This is a genomic window from Microbacterium xylanilyticum (genome assembly GCF_054654695.1).
In genome coordinates, this window is sequence record NZ_BAAIEN010000002.1 from 3,074,878 (window position 1) to 3,095,688 (window position 20,811).

The window sequence follows — 20,811 nt, forward strand, 5'->3', positions numbered from 1 at the left end:
CGCTACCCGAACCAGCCGAACCGGTACGCGGCCCAGAGCAGCCAGCCCGCGCTGTACAGCGTCGCGACGATCCCGAGCACGAGTGCCCAGACCGACATCCCGCGGCTCTCCCCCGGCCGGCGCAGCGACATGATCGCCGCGGCGACGGACACGATCGCCACGGGGATCCCCCAGCCGACGAACAGCGAGGCGAACAGCGCCACGATCGCCGACAGCAGCGCCCACGGCGCGAGCCGCGGCTCGGCTGAGGGGTGTGCCGGCAACTCCGTGCCGTCGCTCGGATGCCAGTGCTCCTCGTGCACGGTGGCGCCGTCGCGATCCAGCTCCACCGGCTCGGGCGCCGGCGCGTCGAGCAGGGGCCCGCTCTCCACGACGGCGGGCACGGGCGCGGTAGGCAGCCGGGTGTACCGCTCCGGATCCTTCCCGCCCGTGTGGGTCATCATCCGACCTCGGTCCCGGTGTCGTCGTCGCGCTCCGCGACCTGGATCTCGGTCACCGGCAGCGTCGAGTCCGCTCCGAAGGCGAGCGTCGACGGGCGCCGACCCGAAGAGATCAGCTCGGCGGCGAGTCCGGCGATCATGGCGCCGTTGTCGGTGCACAGGGACAGCGGCGGGATGCGCACGGTGACGCCGGCCTCGGCGGCGCGGGCGAGCGCGACATCGCGCAGCCGTCGGTTCGCGATCACTCCCCCGCCGAGCAGCAGCCTCGGCACACCGCGGTCGGCGCAGGCGGCGAGCGCCTTCGTCACCAGCACGTCCACGACCGCCTCGCGGAAGCTCGCCGCCACATCGTCGACGGGGATCGGATTCCCGGCCGCCTCTTCGCGCTCGATCCAGCGCGCGACCGCGGTCTTCAGCCCCGAGAAGGAGAAGTCGTACCGATGCCTCTCCAGATCCGAGGCGCGGGAGAGACCGCGCGGGAACCGGATCGCATCCGGATCCCCGCCGGCGGCCGCGCGGTCGATCTCCGGCCCGCCCGGGTAGGGCAGTCCGAGGATCCGGGCGACCTTGTCGAATGCCTCTCCCGCGGCGTCGTCGACCGTCTCGCCGAGCAGTTCGACGTCGGTGGTGAGGTCGCGCACGTGCAGCAGCGAGGTGTGCCCGCCGGACACGAGCAGCGCGATCGTCGGGTACTCCAGCGGCACCGAGTCCGGGGTGAGGATGTCGGCGGCGATATGGCCCACGAGGTGGTTGACGGCGTACAGCGGCTTGCCGAGCGACACCGCGAGCCCCTTGGCCGCGCCGATGCCGACCATGAGCGCCCCAGCGAGCCCCGGCCCGCTGGTAACGGCGACGGCGTCGAGATCCTGCAGCCGCACCTGCGCCTCGGCGAGCGCCCGCTCGATCGCCGGCTGCAGCGCCTCGAGGTGCGCCCGGGCCGCCACCTCCGGCACGACGCCGCCGTAGCGGGCGTGCTCGTCCATGCTGGACGCGATCGTGTTGGACAGCAGCGTCCGCCCGCGCACGATGCCGATGCCGGTCTCGTCGCAGCTCGTCTCGATCCCGAGCACGAGGGGTTCAGACATCGGATCCTCCTCGGCCGGTCGTGGGCAGGATGAGCCGCATCACGATCGCGTCCACGTCGTCAGGCTGGTAGTAGCCCGCGCGGCGCCCGATCTCGACGAAGCCCTCGGCGAGGTACAGTCCCTCCGCCACGGGGTTGTCGGCGCGCACCTCCAGGAACACCTCGCGCGCGCCGCGCTCCGCCGCTTCCGCGAGCAGCGCGCGCAGCAGGGCCCTGCCTCGCCCCGATCCGCGATACGCGGCGTCGAGGGCGATGGTCTGGATGTCGGCGTCGGGCGAACCGCGCAGGGCTCGCACTCCCCCGTAGCCCACGACCAGCTCGCTGTCGCCGCCGGGCTCCACGTCGACGATGTAGCGCCCGTGCGGGCTGGCGAGCTCGGCCGCCATCATCTCCTCGCTCCACGCGTCGGTGGGGAAGGAGCGCCGTTCGATGAGCATGATCGCGTCGAGGTCGTCGGGGGTCGCGGCGCGGATCACGGGCCCACCTTCTTGGGTGCGGCGGGCACGCGGGCGTCCGGCGGACGCAGATAGAGCGGCTCGGATCCGGTCAGGGTGCGCCCCGCGGCGACGGCGCGACGGGCGACGCGTGCGATCGCCGCACCGGAGATCTCGGTCACCTCGAAGCGACGGAGCGCGCCGAGCTTGCGGTCGACGTCGGCCTGCGGCACGAGCACGGTGTCGACGACGACGTGCGGGATGCCGTCGACGTCGATCCCCTCGTACACCGTCACCGCGGTCTCCCGCCGCCGGGCGTCGGTGAGGATCGCGAACGGGTGCTGCGGCGGGTGCTCGCCCTCGATGACCGCGAGCGCGGCGGCGTGGTGGCTGGGCACCGCGACCACGGGCACACCCCTGCCGAGCGCGAAGACGCGGGCGGCGGCGATCCCGATCCGCAGTCCGGTGAACGGACCCGGGCCCATCCCCGCCGCGACGTGCGTGAGCTCTTCGGCGTCGCGGCCCGCGCTCTCCCCGGCCGGCCCGGACGGATCCGACGACCGCGGAGCCGCGGCTGCGGCAGAGGGCGCCGCGGCGAGCACCTGCTCCAGCAGGGCGCCGATCGCCTCGGCGTGCCCGAGGTGGCCCGCCTGGGCGACCTCGGCCAGGGTGCGGCCGTCGCGGCCGATCAGGCCGACGGCCGAGCCGAGCGAGGTGTCCACGCCGAGAATCACCCTTCCAGGTTAGCTATTGCGCGGCGAGGGTGCCGTCCGCATCACCGCACCGCGGCTTCGGCCCTCTCCCAGCGATCCCCGCCACGGCTCTGCGCGCGGGCCCCGGCGTCCGCGGCGGCCGCGGTCAGCGCGTCCAGGTCGTAGCCGGCGTCGAACGCCTTCGCCCAGCCGACGCTCGCCGATACCCTCAGTGCCGCACCGGGCCCGGAGTCCTCGATCGTCGACACCCGCGCGAGCAGCGCCCGCAGATGCCGTCGCACCTCCTCGTCCGAGCCCGGCAGCAGCGCGAGCGCGCGCTCCTCCGCCGCTCGCTCCACGTCGGCGACCACGGGCAGCGCGTCACGCACATGCGCGTGGAACGCCTGCACGATGCTCGCGAACTCTGCCGGTCCCACGGCCTCCTGGACGTCCGCCGGATCGTCGAGGCGGATCTCCAGCAGCGACCAGTCCGGATCCTGGTGCTCCTGCGCACGGGCGAGTCGGGCCCGCAGCGCCGCATGGTCGTCCTGGCCGCTCCTGCTTCCCCCGCGCAGCAGGGTCTCCCCCCGGGCGAGCAGCACGATGGTGATCGCCGCGCACTGGCTGGTCAGCAGGATCCCGACCCCGTTGACGTCCCGGAGCATCCGCAGCTCGTCCCCGGGTGCTGATCCGATGCCGGCGATCCCCGCGGCCACCCCGAGCACGGCCCCCACGACGAACGCCGAGGAGATGAGGGCAAGGGGCAGCACCACGTCCCGTGCGCTGATCCGCAGCCGGAAAAGCTCCCAGGCCGACATCCCGGCGAACACGGCCGCGGCCGTGAACACGATGCGGAACATGAGCGGATACGCGTCGGTGGTCGAGGTGAGGGTGAGCAGCGCAGGCCCGACGGCGATGTAGGCGACCGCGGCCGGCCAGAAGGCGCGCCTGCCGGCGTAGAAGCGGATGCCGAGCCACAGCAGCGGCTCGAAGCACACGATGAGGCCCGATGAGAGGGCGCGCAGCGGCGCGCTGTCGAACTGGTTCGCCGCCACCCACAGGTACGTCGCGAGCATGGCGATCCCGAATCCGACCGACCACGTGATGGTGGCTCTGCTCGGGCGCGGCATCAGGGCGAGCCCGAACACCAGCGCGGTGGACAGCGTCACCAGGGCCACCAGTGTGGCCGACGTGTTCACGGTGATGCCGATGGGGGCGGTGACGGTGATCATGCGTCGTTCCTCTCGGGGCGACGGGGCAGGCGGACGCGGACGCGCGTGCCCTCGCCGAGTCGGCTGTGCACGTCGACGGTGCCGCCGTGCGCGGTCACGATGTCGCGAACGGCGACCAGGCCCAGACCGGTGCCCGGCACGCCGCTGCGCGCAGCCTGCTCGCTGCGGAAGTAGGGCTGGAACAGCCGCTCGACATCGGCTGGCGCCATGCCGGATCCGGTGTCCGCGACGACGAGCTCCGCCTGCGCGTCGTCGGCCACGCCGAGCGAGACCGCGATGGATCCGCCGGGGGCGGTGTACTTGACGGCGTTGCTCAGCAGGTTGTCGATCACCTGACGCAGCCGGAAGGCGTCCCCGTAGATGAGGAGCGGAGAGGGCCCCGTGACGTCGACCCGGAGCCGGCTCGCCGCCGCCGTCGGGAGGAACGATGCCACCGACGCACGCACGAGACCGTGCAGCTCGACGGGCTCGGACAGCACGCGGGGTGCCGGCCGCGACGCATCGAGCGCCGTGGTGACGAGGTCCTGCATGCGTTCGGCCGCGCCCGCGACCACGGTGAGCTGGTCGGCCGCCCGAGGGGGCAGGTCGTCCCGCTCCAGCAGCAGATCCACATGCCCGACGATCGCGGTGAGCGGATTGCGCAGCTCGTGCGTCAGGATCGCGGACATCAGCCGGCGCTCCTCGGCCGCCTGAAGCCGAGCGGTCACGTCATCGATCTTGACCAGCACGACGGCGCCCTGCTCGGGGTCGCTCGCCATGGGCTGGGTGTCGACCTCGAGCGCCCGCCACGTGCCTTCCGCGTCGTACAGCCACACCCGTTCCCCCTCCAGGTGCTCGCCGCGCGCCGCCCGGGCGAGCACCGTGCGCCGCACCGGCACCGGCTCGCCCTCGCGGTCGTCGTACTCCACGGCGGTCGCCGGCAGCGCGATGCCGTCCGCGTCGACCCCGTACAGCCGCCGGTACGCGTCATTCATCTTCAGGATCACGCCGTCGTCCCCGATCGCGACGAGAGCGGTGTCGAGGGCGTCGATGATCTGCGTGACCCGGCGTTCGTGCGTCTCGGCGCGGCGCGCGATCCGGTCGATCTGCTCGGAACGGCGCCGGAGCAGCCTGCTGGAGGCGCGCGAGCGCCGCACGCCGACCCGGATCGTGGTGCCGAGGAACCCGAGCGCGAAGGCCGTGATGAGCACCCGCAGCACGACGTCGGAGAACAGCCCGGTCTGGTTCGCGATGGTGAACAGGAAGGCGGTGATGAGCGCGATGCCGCCGACGACGGCGAGCATCGAGTAGTAGGTGGCGATCCAGGTGATCGGGATCACCCAGAGGAAGCCGAGCCGGAAGTCGGGAGCCTGGGTGGTGAGCCCGATCGCGGCGATGTCCACCAGCGGCACCACGAGGATGCCCGCGGGCGGTATCCGGTCCCACGGCAGCACGAGCACCGTGACCGTGGTCAGCACCGAGAGCGCCAGCCCTGCGGTGAATCCCGGGGTGGCGAAGATGGTCGGCTTGAGGGCCGCGACGAGCACCGCGATGGCGACCGTGGTGCCGACGAAGATGAGCTGCCAACGCCAGATCGACGCCCTGCGGGACATGCCGATCCTCTCCCCTGCGCGGCGCCGCGCCGCCACCGGATGCGTCCACGGGCCAGATCCGGATCCCGTCCGCTCAACGCTTCCGCAAGGTTATCCAAAGAAGCACCGAAGCCGGTTCAACCGGGATATCGCGCCGCCTAGCATCGCTGACAGACGGAACCCCCCTCCGTCGCCGGATCCGCGGCCCGAACGCGGATCCGGCACCTCTTCTCCCCGCGCCGCACCAGATCCGTCGCCCCCGCCGAAGGCGGCATCCGCGATGACCGCTCCCTCCTCGGCCCGCCCGGACCGGCCCCGCCGGGGCTGGACCGTGCTGACCGGCGCGCTCGTGGCGCTCACCGTCGCCACCGGGCTCGTCGCGGTGCCGTGGTTCATGCTGCAGGACCGCGCGGCGCCCGCGCCGCCCGCCGGTCCGCGCTGGTTCGGCGGCTATGTCGACGTCACCGCCGGCGTCGGGACCGCCGGCGCGGGAGACCCGCCGGCCGGCGACGCGGAAGTGCTCGCGTTCGTGGTCGCCGCGGATCCGCAGACCTGCGCACCCACGTGGGGCGGCGCGTACTCTCTCGCCGAGGCCGGGCGTGTGCTCGGCCTGGACCACCGCGTCGAGCGCGCACGCAAGGGCGGCGGTCAGGTGGCGATCTCGTTCGGCGGCCCGGGTGGCACCGAGCTCGCCGGCGCGTGCGTCTCGGTCGGCGCACTGGCCGACACCTACGGCGCAGTACTCGACCGCTATGCGGCGACGACGATGGACCTCGATCTGAGCGGGCACGCCCTCGGCGACGCCACCGCCGGCGAGCGTCGTGCGCAGGCCGTGGCACAGCTGCAGGCCGGCCATCGCGCCCGCGGGACCGAGCTCGCCGTCTGGCTCACGCTGCCGGCCGGTCGCGAGGGCCTCAGCACCGACGGTCTGCGGTCGGTCCGTCAGATGCAGCAGGCCGGCGTGCAGCTGGCGGGCATCAACGCTATGACCGGGGACGACGGCGCGTCCCCCGGCCCGTCCACGGGCGCCGCGACCATCACCGCGCTGACCGCCGTGCACGATCAGCTCGGGCGCCTGTACGACGAGCTGAACATCGCGCTGCCCGCGGACGGAGCCTGGGCGGCCATGGGTGCGACTCCGACGATCGGGCGCACGAGCGGAGATGACGAGGTGTTCGCCCTGGACGATGCGGCGACGGTGAACGCGTTCGCGCAGAAGCAGCGGCTCGCCCGGCTGTCCATGTGGTCGGTGAACCGCGACCGCGCCTGCGCCGCCGGGGATTCCACGGATCCCGCCGGGGGGTCCTGCAGCGGCATCCCGCAGCAGGACGGGGCGTTCGCCTCCGTGCTGGGACGCGGATGGGGAGGGGGCGCGGCCGCCGACGCTCCGCCGCACGCCGCCTCGGCCCCCTCGCCATCGCCTTCGACACCCGCGGCGGAGCCGGACCCGTGACCGGATCCGCCGCGGAAGGCGCCTTCGGGAGGCGCCCCTCCGCCCCGGGACCCTGCCCGGGTGCGGATGCCGGACCTCGATCGGGATATCGGGATCCGGCCGTGGTTCCGGGAGCCGTGGGGACCGGCTCCCGGGACCGTGCCGGCGCGGGCTGGGGAGCCCCGCCGCTCAGGTGACGCGGGCCTCGAGGTGGCGCTGCAGGGGAAGCACCCGCCTCGGGGTCCGCGCCGCCGAGTCTCAGCCCTCGGCCGCGATCCCGTCGGTGTGGGCGGTGAGGCGGTAGCCCACCCCGCGCACCGTCTCGATGTAGCGCGGCGTCGCGGTGCTGTCTCCGATCTTGCGCCGCAGGTTCGCCATGTGCGCCTCGATCGCGCGCTTGTCCGGTTCGCCCACGTAGGACGCGGATCCGAAGGCCTCCCCGCGCAGCACCAGGGCGAGGTCGGCTTTGCTGCGCACCCGGCGCTTGGATTCGAGCAGGGTCGCCAGAAGGTCGAACTCGGTCGGAGTCAGCTCGACCTCCTGCTGCGCCACCAGCACGGTGTGCGTGTCGAGATCGAGGCTGATGTCGCGATGCGAATGCCATTGTCCCGCCGTGGTGTGCGACGGGATGGCCGCGGCCTCGGAGGGGTTGCGGGCGGCGGCGATCGAGCCGCCGGCCGGTGCACTCGCGGAGGTGACCGGTGACGCCGTGCTCGCCGCAGCAGGCGCGGCGGGCGCACTGGGTGCGGCCGCCGGGTCCGGGTTGCGAGGGCGGCGCAGCAGCGCCTCGATGCGCGCCCGCAGCTCGCGCGGCCGGAACGGCTTGACCAGGTACTCGTCGGCGCCGGAGGTGAGGCCGAGCACCACGTCGGACTCCTCCCCCAGCGCGGACAGCATGATGATGAACGTCCCGCTCACGGCGCGGATCCGGCGTGCGGCCTCGAAGCCGTCGATGCCGGGCAGGTTGATGTCGAGCGTGGTGATGACCGGCCGGTGCTCGGCGACGGCGGCGACTCCTTCGAGCCCTGTGCCGGCGAGCACCGTGCGGAACCCCGCGGCGCGGAAGACCTCGTCGAGGAGGGATCGGACGTCCGGATCGTCCTCGATGATCACGGCGGTCTTCGTGGCGTCTTCGGTCATGCTCATCCCTGCGCGTCGGTCGTGAGCATCATATCGGCATGACGGATCTCGCCCCGGTTCCTGAGCGCCCTTCGTCTCGTCGCTCCGCTCCTCGCTCAGGGACCAGAGGCCGTCCTGGGTTCCTGAGCGAGCCCAGCGAGACGAAGGACGTACCGCGCCTCGCTCGGCGAACTCGAGGGGTCAGCGGCGTCCGGCGCGGGCGATCGTGACGATGCGCGGCGCATCCGCGTCGAGGTCCTCGGCGGCGAGGTCATCGGAGCCCCCGCCGACGGCGTCGGATCCCCCGCCCACGGGGCGCTCGAGCTCGATGTCCCACCAGGCGTCGGCGAGCTCCTCCGCCATCCCCCGCCCCCACTCCACGACGACGACGGATCCGGGCACGTCGACGTCCAGGTCGTCGAGCTCCGCGGCGGATCCCAGACGGTACGCATCCATGTGCACGAGCGGCGCGCCGCCGGTGAGCGAGGGGTGCGTCCGCGCGATCACGAAGGTGGGGCTCTGCACCGGACCGCGCACGCCGAGCCCTTCTGCCAGCCCGCGGGTGAACGTGGTCTTGCCTGCGCCGAGCGGGCCGGTGAGGATCAGCACGTCGCCGGCGACGAGGCCGGATCCGATCCGCCGTCCGAGCTCCTCCATGGCCTCGGCCGTGCGGATCTCGTGGCGTCCCGCGAGGTCCTCGAGCGCGGTCACGACACGCTCCGCCGCGGCACCCGGGGACCGATCCGCGTCACGATCTCGTAGTCGATGGTGTCGGCCGCATCCGCCCAGTCCCGCGCCGAAGGCACCCCGAGCGTGGGATCGCCGAAGAGCACCACCTCGTCGCCCACGGCGACCGGGTCGTCGCCCACGTCGACGAGGAACTGATCCATGGCGATGCGGCCCGCGACCGTGTAGCGGCGGCCGCCGATCTGCACCGGGCCGCGTCCGGACGCCTGCCGCGGCACGCCGTCGGCGTAGCCCAGCGGGATCAGCGCGAGCGTGGTCTCCGTCGCCGTGCGATGCGTGTAGCCGTAGGAGACCCCCGTGCCCGCGGGCACCCGGCGCACCGCGGCGACCGCGCCGCGCAGCGTCATCGCAGGGCGCAGGCCGAGGTCGCTCGAGCTGCGGTCGTCGAACGGGCTGACGCCGTACAGGCCGATGCCGATGCGCACCGCGTCCAGGCGCGTCTCGGGAAGGTCGATGGCCGCGGCGGTCGCGGCGAGGTGGCGGATCTCCGGGACGATGCCGGCTGCGGACGCCTCGGCGCACGCGGTCTCGAACGCGGCGAGGGCTGCGCGGTCGTCCTCGGGCGAGGTGTTGGAGACATGGCTGAACAGGCCGACGATGCGGATCCGCCCGATGCGCTCCAGGCGCGCGGCCTCGGCGAGCAGCCGGCTGCGGTCGGCGGGGGCGATGCCGTTGCGGCTCAGGCCCGTCTCGAACTTGAGGTGCACGCGGAGCGGATCCGGACCACTGCCCGCTTCCGCGGCGGCGTTCAGCTGCTCGAGGCTGGAGATGCCGACCTCGATGCCGGCTTCGGCGGCATCGTCGAATCGGCGGCCGGGCGCGTGCAGCCAGGCCAGGATCGGCGCGTTCACGCCGTCGCGGCGCAGCTCGAGTCCCTCCTCGACCGTGGCGACGCCGAGTCGGGTCGCACCCCCGGCCAGCGCGGCGACCGCGGCCGCGGTCGCCCCGTGCCCGTACGCGTTCGCCTTGACGACGCCGATGACGTCGACGCCGGTGAGGCGGCGCAGATGCCGGGCGTTGTCGCTGATCGCGTCGAGGTCGATCGTCGCCTCGCGGAACGGCGCGGTCATGGGCGTCCCTCGGTTCCGGCTCCCTCGACCGTGCGGAGCGCGTCCGTGACTCCGTCGTGTCGCTGCGACCCCCCTGCGCCGTCGAGACCCCCCTCTGCAGGCGTCGCTGGGCGGGGGTCTCGGCGCTCCGAGGGGGTTTCGGCGGATCCGGCGGGTGCCTCCGCGCGCCCTTCCGCCACGACGTAGGCGGCGGCGAGCCCCGCGTCGTGGGTGAGCGAGAGGTGCAGGGTGCTGATGCCGCGCTCGGCGACCACGGCGGCGGTGCTGCCGCTCAGCACGAAGTACGGCCGGCCGGAGGGCTCGGAGGCGATCTCGATCTCGGTCCAGTGCACGCCGTCGGATCCACCCAGCGCCTTGATGAGTGCCTCCTTCGCGGCATAGCGCGCGGCCAGGGACGCCAGCCGGAGCGTCTGCTCCGACGGGGCGAACAGGCGCTGCATCAGCCGAGGTGTGCGGGCGACGGTCCGCTCGAACCGCGGAATGTCCACGAGGTCGATGCCGGTGCCGATGATCACCGATTCAGCCTACCGGGCAGGATCCGGAGGGCTGGATCCGAGCCGTCCTTCGTCTCGTCGCTGCGCTCCTCGCTCAGGAACCAGGGGGAGCCGACCGCTGCGCGCCTCGCTCAGGAACCGAGGGGAGCCGACCGCTGCGCTCCTCGCTCAGGAACCGAGGGGAGCCGGTTCCTGAGCGAGCGCAGCGAGACGAAGGACGCAGCCGGACCGGCCACGGCGTTTCGTCTCGCTCCGACTCCGTCGGTGCTCGCTCAACGACCCCGGGGAAAGGACGCACGTCGGTGCTCGCTCGACGACCCCAGGATCCGTGTCACTCCACCGTGACGGACTTGGCGAGGTTGCGCGGCTGGTCGACGTCGAGGCCCTTCGCGGTGGCGAGGGCCATGGCGAAGATCTGCAGCGGCACGACGGCCAGGATCGGCTCGAACAGGGCTCCCGCGAGCGGGATCCGGATGACCTCGTCGGCGAAGGGCAGCACGGCGGCGTCGCCCTCCTCGGCGATGACGATCACGCGGGCGCCGCGGGCGCGGATCTCCTGGATGTTGGAGACCACCTTGGCGTGCAGCAGGGAGGAGTGCCGCGGCGACGGCACGAGCACGAACACCGGCTGGCCGGGCTCGATCAGCGCGATCGGACCGTGCTTGAGCTCGCCCGCGGCGAAGCCCTCGGCGTGGATGTAGGAGATCTCCTTGAGCTTGAGCGCGCCCTCGAGCGCGATCGGGTAGCCTACGTGACGGCCGAGGAACAGCACCGAGCGGGTGTCGGCCATCCAGCCGGCGAGCTGGGTGACGTGCGCCTGCTCCTCCGCGAGCACCTGGGAGATCTTCGCGGGCAGCGTCTCCAGCTCGGTCACCGCGGCGGCGCCGTCGGCGGCGGAGAGCGTGCCACGCACGCGGCCCGCGTGCAGACCGAGCAGCAGCAGCGCCGTGATCTGCGCGACGAACGCCTTGGTCGAGGCGACGGCGACCTCCGGGCCGGCGTGCGTGTACACGACGGCGTCGGACTCGCGCGGGATCGTCGCGCCCTGGGTGTTGCAGATCGACAGGGTGCGCGCACCGCGCTCGCGGGCGTACTTGACCGCCATGAGCGTGTCCATGGTCTCGCCGGACTGACTGATCGAGACGACCAGCGTGTTCTCCCCGATCACCGGGTCGCGGTAGCGGAACTCGTGCGCGAGCTCGACGTCGACGGGCACCCGCGCCCACTGCTCGAGCGCGTACTTGCCCACCATGGCGGCGTACGAGGCCGTCCCGCACGCGGTGATGATGATGCGGTCGATGCCGCGGAAGAGCTCGTCGGATCCGTCCAGCTCGGGGATGACCACGGCGCCGTCCTGCACCCGGCCGCGGATCGTGTTCGCGACCGCCTCGGGCTCCTCGGCGACCTCCTTGGCCATGAAGCTGGGCCAGCCGCCCTTCTCGGCGCTGGCCGCATCCCACGACACCTCGAACGGCTCGGGAGTGACGACGCTGCCGGCGAAGTCGGTGACGGTGACCTCGGACGGCGTGATCGCGACGATCTCGTCCTGACCGATCGCGAGCGCGCGGCGGGTGTGCTCCACGAACGCGGCGACGTCGGACCCGAGGAAGTTCTCCCCCTCGCCGAGGCCGATCACGAGCGGCGAGTTGCGGCGCGCGGCCACGACGAGCCCTGGCTCGTCCTGATGCACCGCGAGCAGGGTGAACGCGCCCTCGAGGCGGTTGACGACCGCGCGGAACGCCTCGCGCAGGTCGCCCGTGCGGCGGTATTCGCGGCCGATGAGTGCCGCGGCGACCTCGGTGTCGGTCTCGCTGCGGAATTCCACGCCCTCGGCCTCGAGCTCGGCCTTGAGCGGGGCGAAGTTCTCGATGATGCCGTTGTGGATCAGGGCGAGCCGGTCGTCATCGGCGAGGTGCGGATGCGCGTTCGCGTCGGTCGGCCCGCCGTGCGTGGCCCAGCGGGTGTGCCCGATGCCGGTGGTGCCGTCGGGCATCGCGGCGTCGTTCAGCGAGTCGCGCAGCACCTGCAGCTTGCCGGCCTTCTTGCGCATGTCGAGGGATCCGGCATCATCGATCACGGCGATTCCGGCCGAGTCGTATCCGCGGTACTCCAGACGGGCGAGACCGGCGAGCAGGATGTCCTGGCTGGGGCGCGGCCCCACGTATCCGACGATTCCACACATGGTTCCAGGGTACGGGCCGAGTTTTGCGCGGGTTCCGTACGAATACCGGATCCGGTTGTCGCCGCTCTGACGGCGAAGCCAAGACGCCGTGGGGTGATGCGCGAGGTCCCCGGCGCACCGGTGTAGGCGATGTTCGGCCTCATCGTCATCGGGGTCGCGTCCTTCGCGCTGCTGCACCGATAGCGGCGGCGCAGCGGCACCGCCCGCCGAACGGATCACGCCAGAGCAGCCCGGCGCACCGTGCGCGGGGCGGGCAGGCCCGCCAGCGCGAACGCACGACGGAGCGCTGCCGCGTCCCCGAACCCGGCACGCTCGGCGATCTCGCCGATGCGCAGCCCGCCACGGCGATCCTCGCGCATGACCTCACGGGCCAGATCCACCCGGATCCGCCGCAGTTCGTCGGCCGGGGCGCTGCCGTCGGCCGCGAACAGCCGCTGCAGCTGCCGCACCGACAGACGCATGTCCCCGGCGAGCGCGGAGACGTCGAATCCCTGCTCGGCGCGACGGGCGAGCATCACCGAACGCGCCCGGTCGATCCGGGAGACCGCTCCCCCGCCGGCGGGGCGCGGCGCGGCCTCGAGCAGCACCCCGAACACCATCTCGGCGACGAGCCGCTCCACCAGGTGGTCGGTGGTGAGCATCGACTCCGCGTCGGCGGTGACGAGCGACGCGAGGAACGCCCGCAGTCCGCGCCCGAGCGCGGTGACCGGGAGCACCTCCTCCGGCGCACGCAGCTCCGACTCGATGCCAGCCAGGGCGCGCCACGGCACCCAGGCGCAGGTGACGGCTCCGGTAGTGACGATCCGCGCGCGGCGATGCGGGTGCAGGAAGCAGACCGCGCCGGGCGGCGCGTCCCGGGCCACCCCGTCGGCGCCGATGACGCGCAACGGCGCATCCGCGGTGAGCACCACCGCCATTTCCCCGCCGTCGGCGGCTTGCGCGAGCCAGCGCCAATCGACCGCGTCGCGGGCGTGGCGCGTCACGAGCACATCCCGGAAGCACCGCGCGACGAGCGCGGACTCGTGGCCCATTCCCGGCGCCACGGCGCGGGCATCTCGAACATTCCCCATCGTCGACCTCCCACAGGTCTCCCACGGGCACGACTCCCCAGCCGTAGGTGACCCCGTAGGGTCGCTATGTTACGCGACGATTCGCGTCATGGCGATCATCACTTCTGCGACAGGCCGCCTCACGTCTGGGCCGGGATCTCCTCGTGCAGGCTCTGGTGGATGTCCTCGACGAACTCGGCGGATGCGGTCGGGCCCTGACACCGGCCCGCGCGCGAGCAGGGTATTCCAGGCGGGGGTCACAGCTTGCGCAGCAGCACCGACTCCACGGCGTGCGAGGCGCCCTTGTTCAGCACGAGGGTGGCGCGGTGCTTGGTCGGCATCACGTTCTCGATGAGGTTCGGCAGGTTGATCTCATTCCAGTACCCCATCGCCGTGGTCACGGCCTCCTCGTCGGTGAGGTGTGCGAACACGTTGAAGTACGAGGACGGATTCGTGAACGCCCCCTGCCGCAGCGCGAGGAACCGGTCGACGTACCACTGCGCGATGTGATCGAGTTCGGCGTCCACGTAGATCGAGAAGTCGAAGAGGTCGCTCACGGCGACGTCGTTGGGCGCGGGCGGCGGCTGCAGCACGTTCAGACCCTCGACGATCACGACGTCGGGGCGGCGCACCACCACGTGCGCGTCCGGCACGATGTCGTAGCGGATGTGCGAGTAGAACGGCGCCCGCACCTCGTCGGCGCCGCTCTTCACCTTCGTGAGGAACTCGATCAGCGCACGCCGGTCGTACGACTCCGGGAAGCCCTTGCGGTCCATGATGCCGCGGCGCTCGAGCTCGGCGTTCGGGTAGAGGAAGCCGTCGGTCGTGACGAGCTCGACCCGGGGGGTGCCGGGCCAGCGGCTCATCAGCTCCCGCAGCAGACGCGCGATGGTCGACTTGCCGACAGCCACGGATCCCGCGACGCCCACGACGAACGGCGTCGTGTCGTCCTCCTCGCCGAGGAACTGGCTCGTCGCCTCGCCGAGCCGCTTGGTCGACGTCGCGTACAGGCTGAGCAGGCGGCTCAGCGGCAGGTACACCTCCTGCACCTCGCGCAGGTCGAGGCGGTCGCCGAGACCGCGGATCCCGACGAGCTCGGTCTCGCTGAGCGGCTGGTCGAGGCCGGCGGCGAGGCGGGCCCAGTCCGCGCGATCGATGCGGCGATACGGCGACAGCGACGGCAGCGTCTGCGGCGCGAGGGGTTCGGAGCTCACGCGCTCCATCGTATCCGCGCACGTTTCGCTCGCGGCACGGCACCCGCTTGGCCCCGGTCACCGATCTCCGCCGCACGCGAACACGCAATCCGCGACCATCGAACCGGAGAGCGCGAGTAGTCTTCCTCAGTGCGTCTCGGAGTGCTCGACATCGGATCCAACACCGTCCACCTGCTCGCCGCCGATGTGCATCCCGGCGGCCGGCCGCTGGCGACGACCAGCGATCGCACGGTGCTGCGCCTGATGCGCTTCCTCACGCCGTCCGGCGCGATCAGCGAGGAGGGGGTGCAGGCGCTGCTCGCCGCCGTCGCGCAGGCGCGCGCGATCGCCGCGCAGGAGCGGGTCGACGCGCTGCTCGCGACGGCGACGAGCGCGTTGCGCGAGGCCGCGAACGGCCCCGAGGTGATCGCCCGCGTCGAGACCGCTCTGGGTCAGCCGCTGCAGGTGCTCGACGGCGAGACCGAGGCCCGGCTCACCTTCCTCGCCGTGCGCCGCTGGTTCGGCTGGGCGGCCGGGCAGATTCTGCTGTTCGACATCGGCGGAGGGTCGTTCGAGATGGCGGCGGGCTCGGAGGAGCTGCCCGACATCGCCGCCTCCATGCCCCTCGGGGCGGGACGTTCCACGATCATGTTCCTCCCGGACGACCCGCCCGGCGAAGAGGCCGTGGAGCGGCTGCGCGAGCATGCCGACGACGTGTTCGCCCCGGTCGCCGCCCGGTTCTCCGCGCTCCCCCGGCCCGACCACGTGGTCGGCTCGTCCAAGGCGATCCGCTCGCTCGCGCGCCTCGTGGGCTATCCGGCGCCCGGCTGGTCGGGATCCGAGCGGATGCTGCTGCCGCGCGCGTCGCTCGGATCCTGGATCCCGCGGCTCGCCCGCCTGCCCGCGTCGGCGCGGCAGGAGCTGCCCGGGATCACCCCCGACCGGACGTTCCAGATCGTGGCCGCGGCGGTCGCGCTGCACACCGCCATGACGGCGATGCGGGTCGACGAGCTCGAGGTGTCGCCGTGGGCCCTCCGCGAAGGGGTGCTGCTGCGCTACATCGAGGATCGCGCCCACGACGGCGGGCGCTGAGACAACGGCTTCTTCCTGCCGACCGTCGTCCCTGACCGGTTGTGTGTGAATACCCTGGTGTGATGGACGACCCGAAGGATCCTCGAACGACGGAAGCCCCGTTCGCGCACCCTCTGACTCGACGTGAACTCCGCACCAAGCGCAGCGCCCACCTGACAGCCGGGATAGCCGATGTCACCCGCACGACGTCCAGCGAACCGTTGTCCGTCGGCGCGCCGACCGGATCGGCCGCAGCGCCGCCGACCGCAGAACCGATACCGACCATTCTCATGGTGTGCACGGGAAACATCTGCCGCTCACCGATCGCGGAGGTGCTGCTGCGAGCGAAACTCGCCGGTCTCGGAGTCCGAGTGCACAGCGCCGGCACCCACGGTCTCACTGGCGAGGGGATGACCGATCTCGCTCGAGAAGTCGCGATCGCCGCCGGCGCCGAGCCTCAGGACGCGGCGGCGCATGCGGCGCGCTATCTCCTCGACCCGATGCTCGCGGAGTCCGATCTGATTCTCACGATGACTAGGGAACACCGCACGCACGTCGTGCAGATGATGCCGTCTCTGCTGCGCCGCGCATTCACGATTCGCGAGTTCGCGCGTCTCGCCCAGGCGATCGGAGACGACGAGATCCGTGCCGTCGCATCCGCTCGCGGCAACGATCGCGGTGCCCGGCTGCAGGCACTCGGTCGCGTGCTCAGCGAGCATCGCGGCATGACCCCCAGCCTTCCGGAGGATGACGACGTGCTCGACCCATACCGTCGGCCGCGCGAGGTGTACGAGGAAGCCGCGGCGCTGATCGCTTCTGCGGTGGCCGAGGCGGGGCGCGTCGTCACGATCGCCCTGCGCTGACTCGCCCTCAACCCGTCGGCAGGGTCGGCTCGGGTAGCGGCGTCGGCGGCGTGCCCGGGGACGGGCCGGTATCCGCGGGCGTCGCCGGCGCAGGGGCAGGAGTTTCGCCTCCGGTCGTGGTCGTATCTGTCCCTCCGGGTTCCGACTGCCGGGGTGCTGACACAAGTGCCTGGACGGCAGCTCGGTACGCCTCGACCGCTGCACCTGCACCTTGCGTGAGTTTCGTCGTCGCGACCTGCGCCGCGGCAGTCGTGACCGAATCCCGCAGCGCGCGATCTCGATTCGAGTACTGGTCGACCATCCTCTGTGCCAGAGCCGGGAATCCGCTTGCCGTCGCCGCCCATCGCGCATCGTAGGCAGCGACCGTCGATGACAGCGTGTCCGCCGCGTCGGCGAGCGGCGCTTTCAGCTGTTGCCAGGCACGCGTGCGCGCCTGATTCCGGTCGGCGGCCTTTGCGATGGAATCGAGGGATCGCTCATCGACGTTCGGCGGGTCGTCGGCGGGCAGAGCAGGCAGCGGAATCGCTTTGATCGCGGCGGCCGTGGAGTCCGCGTCTGCGATCGCATCGGCGAGCACGGTCGCGTCGGCGAGTTTCACGGTGTCGCCGGTGCGGTCGACGAGTCCCGGCTGAAGGCCCTCAAGTGCAGCCTGGAGGGACTGGACGTCATCGCGCGCGTCCTTGCCGCGCCCCTCGGTCTGCGCGCGGGAGCTGCGGACGCTTTGCGCCAGGTCTTCGACGGCGGCTTCGTCGGCCTGCAGAGCAGCGTATGCCTCGGCCGCCGGGTTCGCATTTGCGGAGTGCACCATGCTCGCCACGCCCGCTGCCCCGAGTACGGCGGCGGCGATCACACCGGCGACGACGTTGACGATGTCGCGGCGCGGCCGTCGAGCGCCGCGACGTGCCGCCTTTGCGCTCTGCGCGGGGAGGACGATGGGAGCCGCTGTCTGTTGCGCGACCCGCACCGTTCGCACCAGCTCCGGCACGTCTGCGACCGCCGCGGCCCGGCGCAGGCCCGCGCGCTGACCGCCGAACAGTTCGTTGAGCCTACGGAGCGTGTGGTGGTCATCGATCTTCGGCTCAACGCTACGTGGACCGTCGGGGAAGAGCGCTTGCAGCCTCGACATGCGTGGACTCTCCTCGTGCTGTGGACCGGCAGGAAAGTGCGAGCGCCGATAGTCTCGTATCACCGCACCCTTCCGCCATTGTGTCAGCCCGCCAGGAGCCTCGTGGAATTTCCGTCCCTTGTCCGGACGCTGCGCCGTCAGCTCGTCCTCGTCATCGCGAGCACGGTCGTCGGCCTGTCCTCGGGCCTGCTCATCTCCCTGGCGACTCCGCAACGGTTCGAGGCGAGCACCGACGTGTACATCTCCGCCCAGTCATCCGCTCAGGCGAGCACGGCGGATCGAACCCAGGCCAGTGCCTACACGCGCCAGGCCGTGGAGAGCTATCGGATGCTGATCACCAGCTCGCTGGTTTTGCAGCCGGTGATCGACGACCTGCGGCTTCCGACGACGGTCCCTGCCCTTGCCCCCACGGTGCGCGCGACCACCGCGTTGAACAGCCTCGTCATCACGATCTCGGTCACGGCCCCCGTGGCCGTGCAGTCTGCGCGCATCGCGAACGCCATCGCCGACAGCTTCCGCACTGTGGTCGAGCAGGGACTCGAGAAGCCGTCGGCGTCCGCGACCTATCAGATCCGCGTGATTCCGGTGCAATCTGCGTTGGTGCCGATCAAGCCGGTGGCCCCGAATCTACCTCTTTCGCTAACCGTGGGCGCGTTCGCCGGGCTCGCGGTGGGCATCGCCCTTGCACTGCTGCGCAGCCGGCTCGACACGCGGGTGCACACCCGCGACGAGCTTGAGGCTGCGCTCGGACTTCCCGTTCTCGCGGCGACGACGTTCGACCCGTCCGCGTCGCAGCGCACCCTCGTGCTCGCCGCCGAGCCGCGCAGTTCGCGCTCTGAACCGTACCGTGTCCTGCGCACGAACGTCATGTTCTTCGTCCCACCGGACCGGCCCGGGGTCTTTGCAGTCACGAGCTCGTCTCCCGGGGAGGGCAAGTCGACCCTCACCGCGAATCTGGCGCTGAGCTTCACGGAGGCGGGTCACCGCGTCGCCCTGCTCGACGCCGACATGCGCAAGCCGCGCGTGGCCGCGAACTTCGGCGTGAACGGGGACGTGGGGCTGAGCGATGTGCTCGCCGGACGGATCAACATCAACGATGCGCTGCAGCGGTGGAAGACCAGCACCCTGTTCGTGCTCCCCGCAGGCGCGATCCCGCCCAACCCTGCGGAGTTGCTCGGATCGAAGGCGATGGAGGACCTCATCGAACAGCTGACCGCCGCGTTCGATATCGTTCTGGTCGATACGCCGCCCGTTCTCCCGGTGACCGACGCCGTCGTGATCTCGCGCGTCTGCACCGGTGTGATTCTGGCGGCCGCGTCGCGCGGTGTCGCCGCTGCCCGCATCGCAGAGTCGGCAGACAAGATCGATGCGGCCGGTGGCCGGGTGATCGGCGCGGTGCTCACGAAGCAGCCGATGCGCGGAGTCGACCGCAATCCCTACGCGGCCTACGGGCATGCGGAGGATGCGCCACGATTCGTCACGCCGTGAGGCGTCGGGGACCCGTTCGAAGCAGGCGACGATCACTCGGTAACATGGGAAAACGGTGAATTGAAGAGGGGCTGGCATGGATCTTCACGACTACGTGCGCATCATGCGGAGGAACTGGATCCTGATCTTGGTGCTCTTGATCGCCGGCATCGCGGGCGGGAGCGGGTATGCAGCGTTGCAGCACCCGAAATACCAGGCTTCGACGCAGCTTTACGTGTCAGTGCGCACTGAGGGTGCCGCGACCGGCGACCTGGTTCAGGGACAGACGTTCGCGCGGCAGATGGTCACGAGCTATGCGGACATCGTCGGGACCGCGCTCATCCTCGACCCTGTGATCCAGAAGCTGCATCTCGACACCACGTCGGCACAGCTCGCCAGCCAGGTGGTGGCGACGACGCCGTTGAACACCGTGCTCATCAATATCTCCGTGGTCGACACCGATGCTGAACGCTCGGCGAAGATCGCGAACGCCGTCGCGAAGAGCTTCACAGACGCGATCCAGGGCACGCTGGAGAAGCCCACCGGTGGGAACAACAGCCTCGTGCAGGTGACGGTGACAGAGCCAGCAGCCGCGCCCAGTCGCCCATCCAGCCCGAACATCCCTCTTGCGCTGGTGCTCGGCGCCGCGCTTGGCCTGGCGCTCGGCTTCGGCGTGGCCGTGCTCCGCGCCGTGCTCGACACCCACGTGCACACGTTGCACGACCTAGAGGCGATCACCGACAAGCCGATCCTCGGCGGGATCGCCAAGGATCCGGATGCTGCCAAGCGCCCGCTCATAGTGCACGCGGACCCGCGCAGCCCCCGATCCGAATCGTTCCGCGCCCTGCGCACCAACCTGCAATTTCTCGCGGTCGACGACGGGCCACGCGTCTTCGTGGTCTCGAGCTCTGGACCGGGCGAGGGTAAGTCTACGACCACGGCAAACCTCGCCATCGCTCTCGCCGAAACGGGCGCCCGGGTAGCCCTCATCGACGGAGACCTCCGCCTCCCCCGTGTTGCGGACTACATGGGCATCGAGGGCGGCGTCGGCCTCACCGACGTCCTGATCGGCCGGATCGATGTCGCCGACGCTTTGCAGAAATGGGGCGGCACCAACCTGTTCGTGCTGACCAGCGGGCGCATCCCGCCAAACCCGAGCGAGCTGCTCGGGTCGGCCGCGATGGATCAGGTGTTGGAGCCGCTCGGCGACTACTTCGACTACATCCTCATCGATGCCCCGCCGCTGCTCCTCGTCACCGACGCCGCCGTCCTGGGGAAAAAGGCCCGGGGCGTGATCCTCATTTCGGCGTCCGGCGAGACGAAGAAGCAGGAGTTCGTCGGCGCCATCCGCACACTCGAGACGGCAGGGGTTGACCTGCTCGGCGTAGTCGCGACGAAGCTCCCGACCAAGGGTCCGGACAGCTACGGCTATGCCTCCTACACGTATGGGGATGACCCACAGCGCGACGGGCGAGATCGCCACCGCCGGACCGAGCAGCCCTGACAAGCACGCCAAGCGCCGGAAGCGCGCCACCGCCTGAGCCG

At 71.6% G+C, this 20,811-nt stretch carries 18 protein-coding genes and 1 pseudogene; 5 read left to right on the forward strand and 14 right to left on the reverse strand.

The annotated features are described in order from the left end of the window. Window positions 1-2: 2 nt before the first annotated feature. From ACYQ1L_RS15415 to ACYQ1L_RS15440, 6 genes are read right to left on the reverse strand one after another with little or no spacing between them, the layout of a single operon-like run. On the reverse strand, window positions 3-443 hold the full coding sequence (locus tag ACYQ1L_RS15415) for a hypothetical protein (protein ID WP_460004934.1): 441 nt from the start codon (window positions 441-443) through the stop codon (window positions 3-5). Beyond that, entirely contained in the window at window positions 440-1,525 is a 1,086-nt protein-coding gene (gene tsaD, locus ACYQ1L_RS15420; RefSeq protein ID WP_460004935.1) for a tRNA (adenosine(37)-N6)-threonylcarbamoyltransferase complex transferase subunit TsaD, read from the reverse strand. The genes ACYQ1L_RS15415 and tsaD overlap by 4 nt, the downstream gene beginning before the upstream one ends. Beyond that, window positions 1,518-1,961, reverse strand: coding sequence for a ribosomal protein S18-alanine N-acetyltransferase (gene rimI, locus ACYQ1L_RS15425; protein ID WP_460005836.1), 444 nt, complete (start codon window positions 1,959-1,961; stop codon window positions 1,518-1,520). The genes tsaD and rimI overlap by 8 nt, the downstream gene beginning before the upstream one ends. 35 nt (window positions 1,962-1,996) lie before the next feature. Next, the gene (gene tsaB, locus ACYQ1L_RS15430; RefSeq protein WP_460004936.1) at window positions 1,997-2,692 is read right to left on the reverse strand and encodes a tRNA (adenosine(37)-N6)-threonylcarbamoyltransferase complex dimerization subunit type 1 TsaB; all 696 of its coding nucleotides are present in this window, start codon (window positions 2,690-2,692) and stop codon (window positions 1,997-1,999) included. 41 nt (window positions 2,693-2,733) lie between these two features. Next, entirely contained in the window at window positions 2,734-3,882 is a 1,149-nt protein-coding gene (locus tag ACYQ1L_RS15435) for a hypothetical protein (RefSeq protein WP_460004937.1), read from the reverse strand. Continuing rightward, on the reverse strand, window positions 3,879-5,474 hold the full coding sequence (locus ACYQ1L_RS15440; RefSeq protein WP_460004938.1) for a sensor histidine kinase: 1,596 nt from the start codon (window positions 5,472-5,474) through the stop codon (window positions 3,879-3,881). Before ACYQ1L_RS15440 ends, ACYQ1L_RS15435 begins: the two co-directional genes overlap by 4 nt. A gap of 259 nt (window positions 5,475-5,733) precedes the next feature. On the opposite strand from ACYQ1L_RS15440, the gene ACYQ1L_RS15445 reads away from it, so the two are divergent. After that, window positions 5,734-6,906, forward strand: coding sequence for a glycoside hydrolase family 18 protein (locus ACYQ1L_RS15445; protein WP_460004939.1), 1,173 nt, complete (start codon window positions 5,734-5,736; stop codon window positions 6,904-6,906). A gap of 237 nt (window positions 6,907-7,143) precedes the next feature. On the opposite strand, the gene ACYQ1L_RS15450 is transcribed toward ACYQ1L_RS15445, so the two are convergent. The 7 genes and pseudogenes from ACYQ1L_RS15450 to coaA all read right to left on the reverse strand — a co-directional run bounded on the left by ACYQ1L_RS15450 (window position 7,144) and on the right by coaA (window position 14,769). Next, window positions 7,144-8,031, reverse strand: a complete 888-nt coding sequence (locus tag ACYQ1L_RS15450; protein WP_460004940.1) for a response regulator transcription factor — start codon at window positions 8,029-8,031, stop codon at window positions 7,144-7,146. A gap of 174 nt (window positions 8,032-8,205) precedes the next feature. Then, complete coding sequence (gene tsaE, locus ACYQ1L_RS15455) at window positions 8,206-8,661, reverse strand: tRNA (adenosine(37)-N6)-threonylcarbamoyltransferase complex ATPase subunit type 1 TsaE (protein WP_460005837.1); 456 nt, start codon at window positions 8,659-8,661, stop codon at window positions 8,206-8,208. A gap of 50 nt (window positions 8,662-8,711) precedes the next feature. After that, window positions 8,712-9,821: an alanine racemase gene (gene alr, locus ACYQ1L_RS15460; protein ID WP_460004941.1), complete on the reverse strand. Its 1,110-nt coding sequence runs from the start codon at window positions 9,819-9,821 to the stop codon at window positions 8,712-8,714. Between the two features lie 161 nt (window positions 9,822-9,982). Further along, a pseudogene (locus ACYQ1L_RS15465) lies at window positions 9,983-10,336 on the reverse strand (holo-ACP synthase); the annotation flags it as partial. A gap of 310 nt (window positions 10,337-10,646) precedes the next feature. Beyond that, window positions 10,647-12,497 (reverse strand): glutamine--fructose-6-phosphate transaminase (isomerizing), encoded by a 1,851-nt coding sequence (glmS, locus tag ACYQ1L_RS15470; protein ID WP_460004942.1) that lies wholly within the window; start codon window positions 12,495-12,497, stop codon window positions 10,647-10,649. Between the two features lie 215 nt (window positions 12,498-12,712). Continuing rightward, window positions 12,713-13,567, reverse strand: a complete 855-nt coding sequence (locus ACYQ1L_RS15475) for a helix-turn-helix transcriptional regulator (RefSeq protein WP_460004943.1) — start codon at window positions 13,565-13,567, stop codon at window positions 12,713-12,715. A gap of 236 nt (window positions 13,568-13,803) precedes the next feature. Further along, window positions 13,804-14,769: a type I pantothenate kinase gene (gene coaA, locus ACYQ1L_RS15480; RefSeq protein ID WP_460004944.1), complete on the reverse strand. Its 966-nt coding sequence runs from the start codon at window positions 14,767-14,769 to the stop codon at window positions 13,804-13,806. 120 nt (window positions 14,770-14,889) lie between these two features. Between coaA and ACYQ1L_RS15485 the strand changes: the two genes are divergently transcribed. Then, window positions 14,890-15,831, forward strand: a complete 942-nt coding sequence (locus ACYQ1L_RS15485) for a Ppx/GppA phosphatase family protein (RefSeq protein ID WP_460004945.1) — start codon at window positions 14,890-14,892, stop codon at window positions 15,829-15,831. A gap of 269 nt (window positions 15,832-16,100) precedes the next feature. After that, window positions 16,101-16,673 (forward strand): arsenate reductase/protein-tyrosine-phosphatase family protein, encoded by a 573-nt coding sequence (locus ACYQ1L_RS15490; RefSeq protein ID WP_460004946.1) that lies wholly within the window; start codon window positions 16,101-16,103, stop codon window positions 16,671-16,673. 7 nt (window positions 16,674-16,680) lie between these two features. Here the strand turns inward: ACYQ1L_RS15490 and ACYQ1L_RS15495 are convergent, their stop codons facing one another. After that, window positions 16,681-17,799, reverse strand: coding sequence for a hypothetical protein (locus tag ACYQ1L_RS15495; RefSeq protein WP_460004947.1), 1,119 nt, complete (start codon window positions 17,797-17,799; stop codon window positions 16,681-16,683). A 102-nt stretch (window positions 17,800-17,901) separates the two neighbouring features. Between ACYQ1L_RS15495 and ACYQ1L_RS15500 the strand changes: the two genes are divergently transcribed. Together ACYQ1L_RS15500 and ACYQ1L_RS15505 are read left to right on the forward strand one after the other, a co-directional pair. Then, window positions 17,902-19,287: a tyrosine-protein kinase domain-containing protein gene (locus tag ACYQ1L_RS15500; RefSeq protein WP_460004948.1), complete on the forward strand. Its 1,386-nt coding sequence runs from the start codon at window positions 17,902-17,904 to the stop codon at window positions 19,285-19,287. Window positions 19,288-19,363: 76 nt separating this feature from the next. Next, window positions 19,364-20,770 (forward strand): tyrosine-protein kinase domain-containing protein, encoded by a 1,407-nt coding sequence (locus ACYQ1L_RS15505; RefSeq protein WP_460004949.1) that lies wholly within the window; start codon window positions 19,364-19,366, stop codon window positions 20,768-20,770. The last annotated feature ends 41 nt before the right edge of the window (window positions 20,771-20,811 follow it).

Coding starts and splice junctions, on each gene's coding strand:
- tsaD (WP_460004935.1), bottom strand. CDS start 1,525: ATGTCTGAACCCCTCGTGCTCGGGATCGAGACGAGCTGCGACGAGACC.
- coaA (WP_460004944.1), bottom strand. CDS start 14,769: ATGGAGCGCGTGAGCTCCGAACCCCTCGCGCCGCAGACGCTGCCGTCG.
- ACYQ1L_RS15475 (WP_460004943.1), bottom strand. CDS start 13,567: ATGGGGAATGTTCGAGATGCCCGCGCCGTGGCGCCGGGAATGGGCCAC.
- glmS (WP_460004942.1), bottom strand. CDS start 12,497: ATGTGTGGAATCGTCGGATACGTGGGGCCGCGCCCCAGCCAGGACATC.
- ACYQ1L_RS15450 (WP_460004940.1), bottom strand. CDS start 8,031: ATGAGCATGACCGAAGACGCCACGAAGACCGCCGTGATCATCGAGGAC.
- ACYQ1L_RS15440 (WP_460004938.1), bottom strand. CDS start 5,474: ATGTCCCGCAGGGCGTCGATCTGGCGTTGGCAGCTCATCTTCGTCGGC.
- ACYQ1L_RS15435 (WP_460004937.1), bottom strand. CDS start 3,882: ATGATCACCGTCACCGCCCCCATCGGCATCACCGTGAACACGTCGGCC.
- rimI (WP_460005836.1), bottom strand. CDS start 1,961: ATGCTCATCGAACGGCGCTCCTTCCCCACCGACGCGTGGAGCGAGGAG.
- ACYQ1L_RS15495 (WP_460004947.1), bottom strand. CDS start 17,799: ATGTCGAGGCTGCAAGCGCTCTTCCCCGACGGTCCACGTAGCGTTGAG.
- tsaE (WP_460005837.1), bottom strand. CDS start 8,661: ATGGAGGAGCTCGGACGGCGGATCGGATCCGGCCTCGTCGCCGGCGAC.
- ACYQ1L_RS15505 (WP_460004949.1), top strand. CDS start 19,364: ATGGATCTTCACGACTACGTGCGCATCATGCGGAGGAACTGGATCCTG.
- ACYQ1L_RS15490 (WP_460004946.1), top strand. CDS start 16,101: ATGGTGTGCACGGGAAACATCTGCCGCTCACCGATCGCGGAGGTGCTG.
- ACYQ1L_RS15445 (WP_460004939.1), top strand. CDS start 5,734: ATGACCGCTCCCTCCTCGGCCCGCCCGGACCGGCCCCGCCGGGGCTGG.
- ACYQ1L_RS15415 (WP_460004934.1), bottom strand. CDS start 443: ATGATGACCCACACGGGCGGGAAGGATCCGGAGCGGTACACCCGGCTG.
- alr (WP_460004941.1), bottom strand. CDS start 9,821: ATGACCGCGCCGTTCCGCGAGGCGACGATCGACCTCGACGCGATCAGC.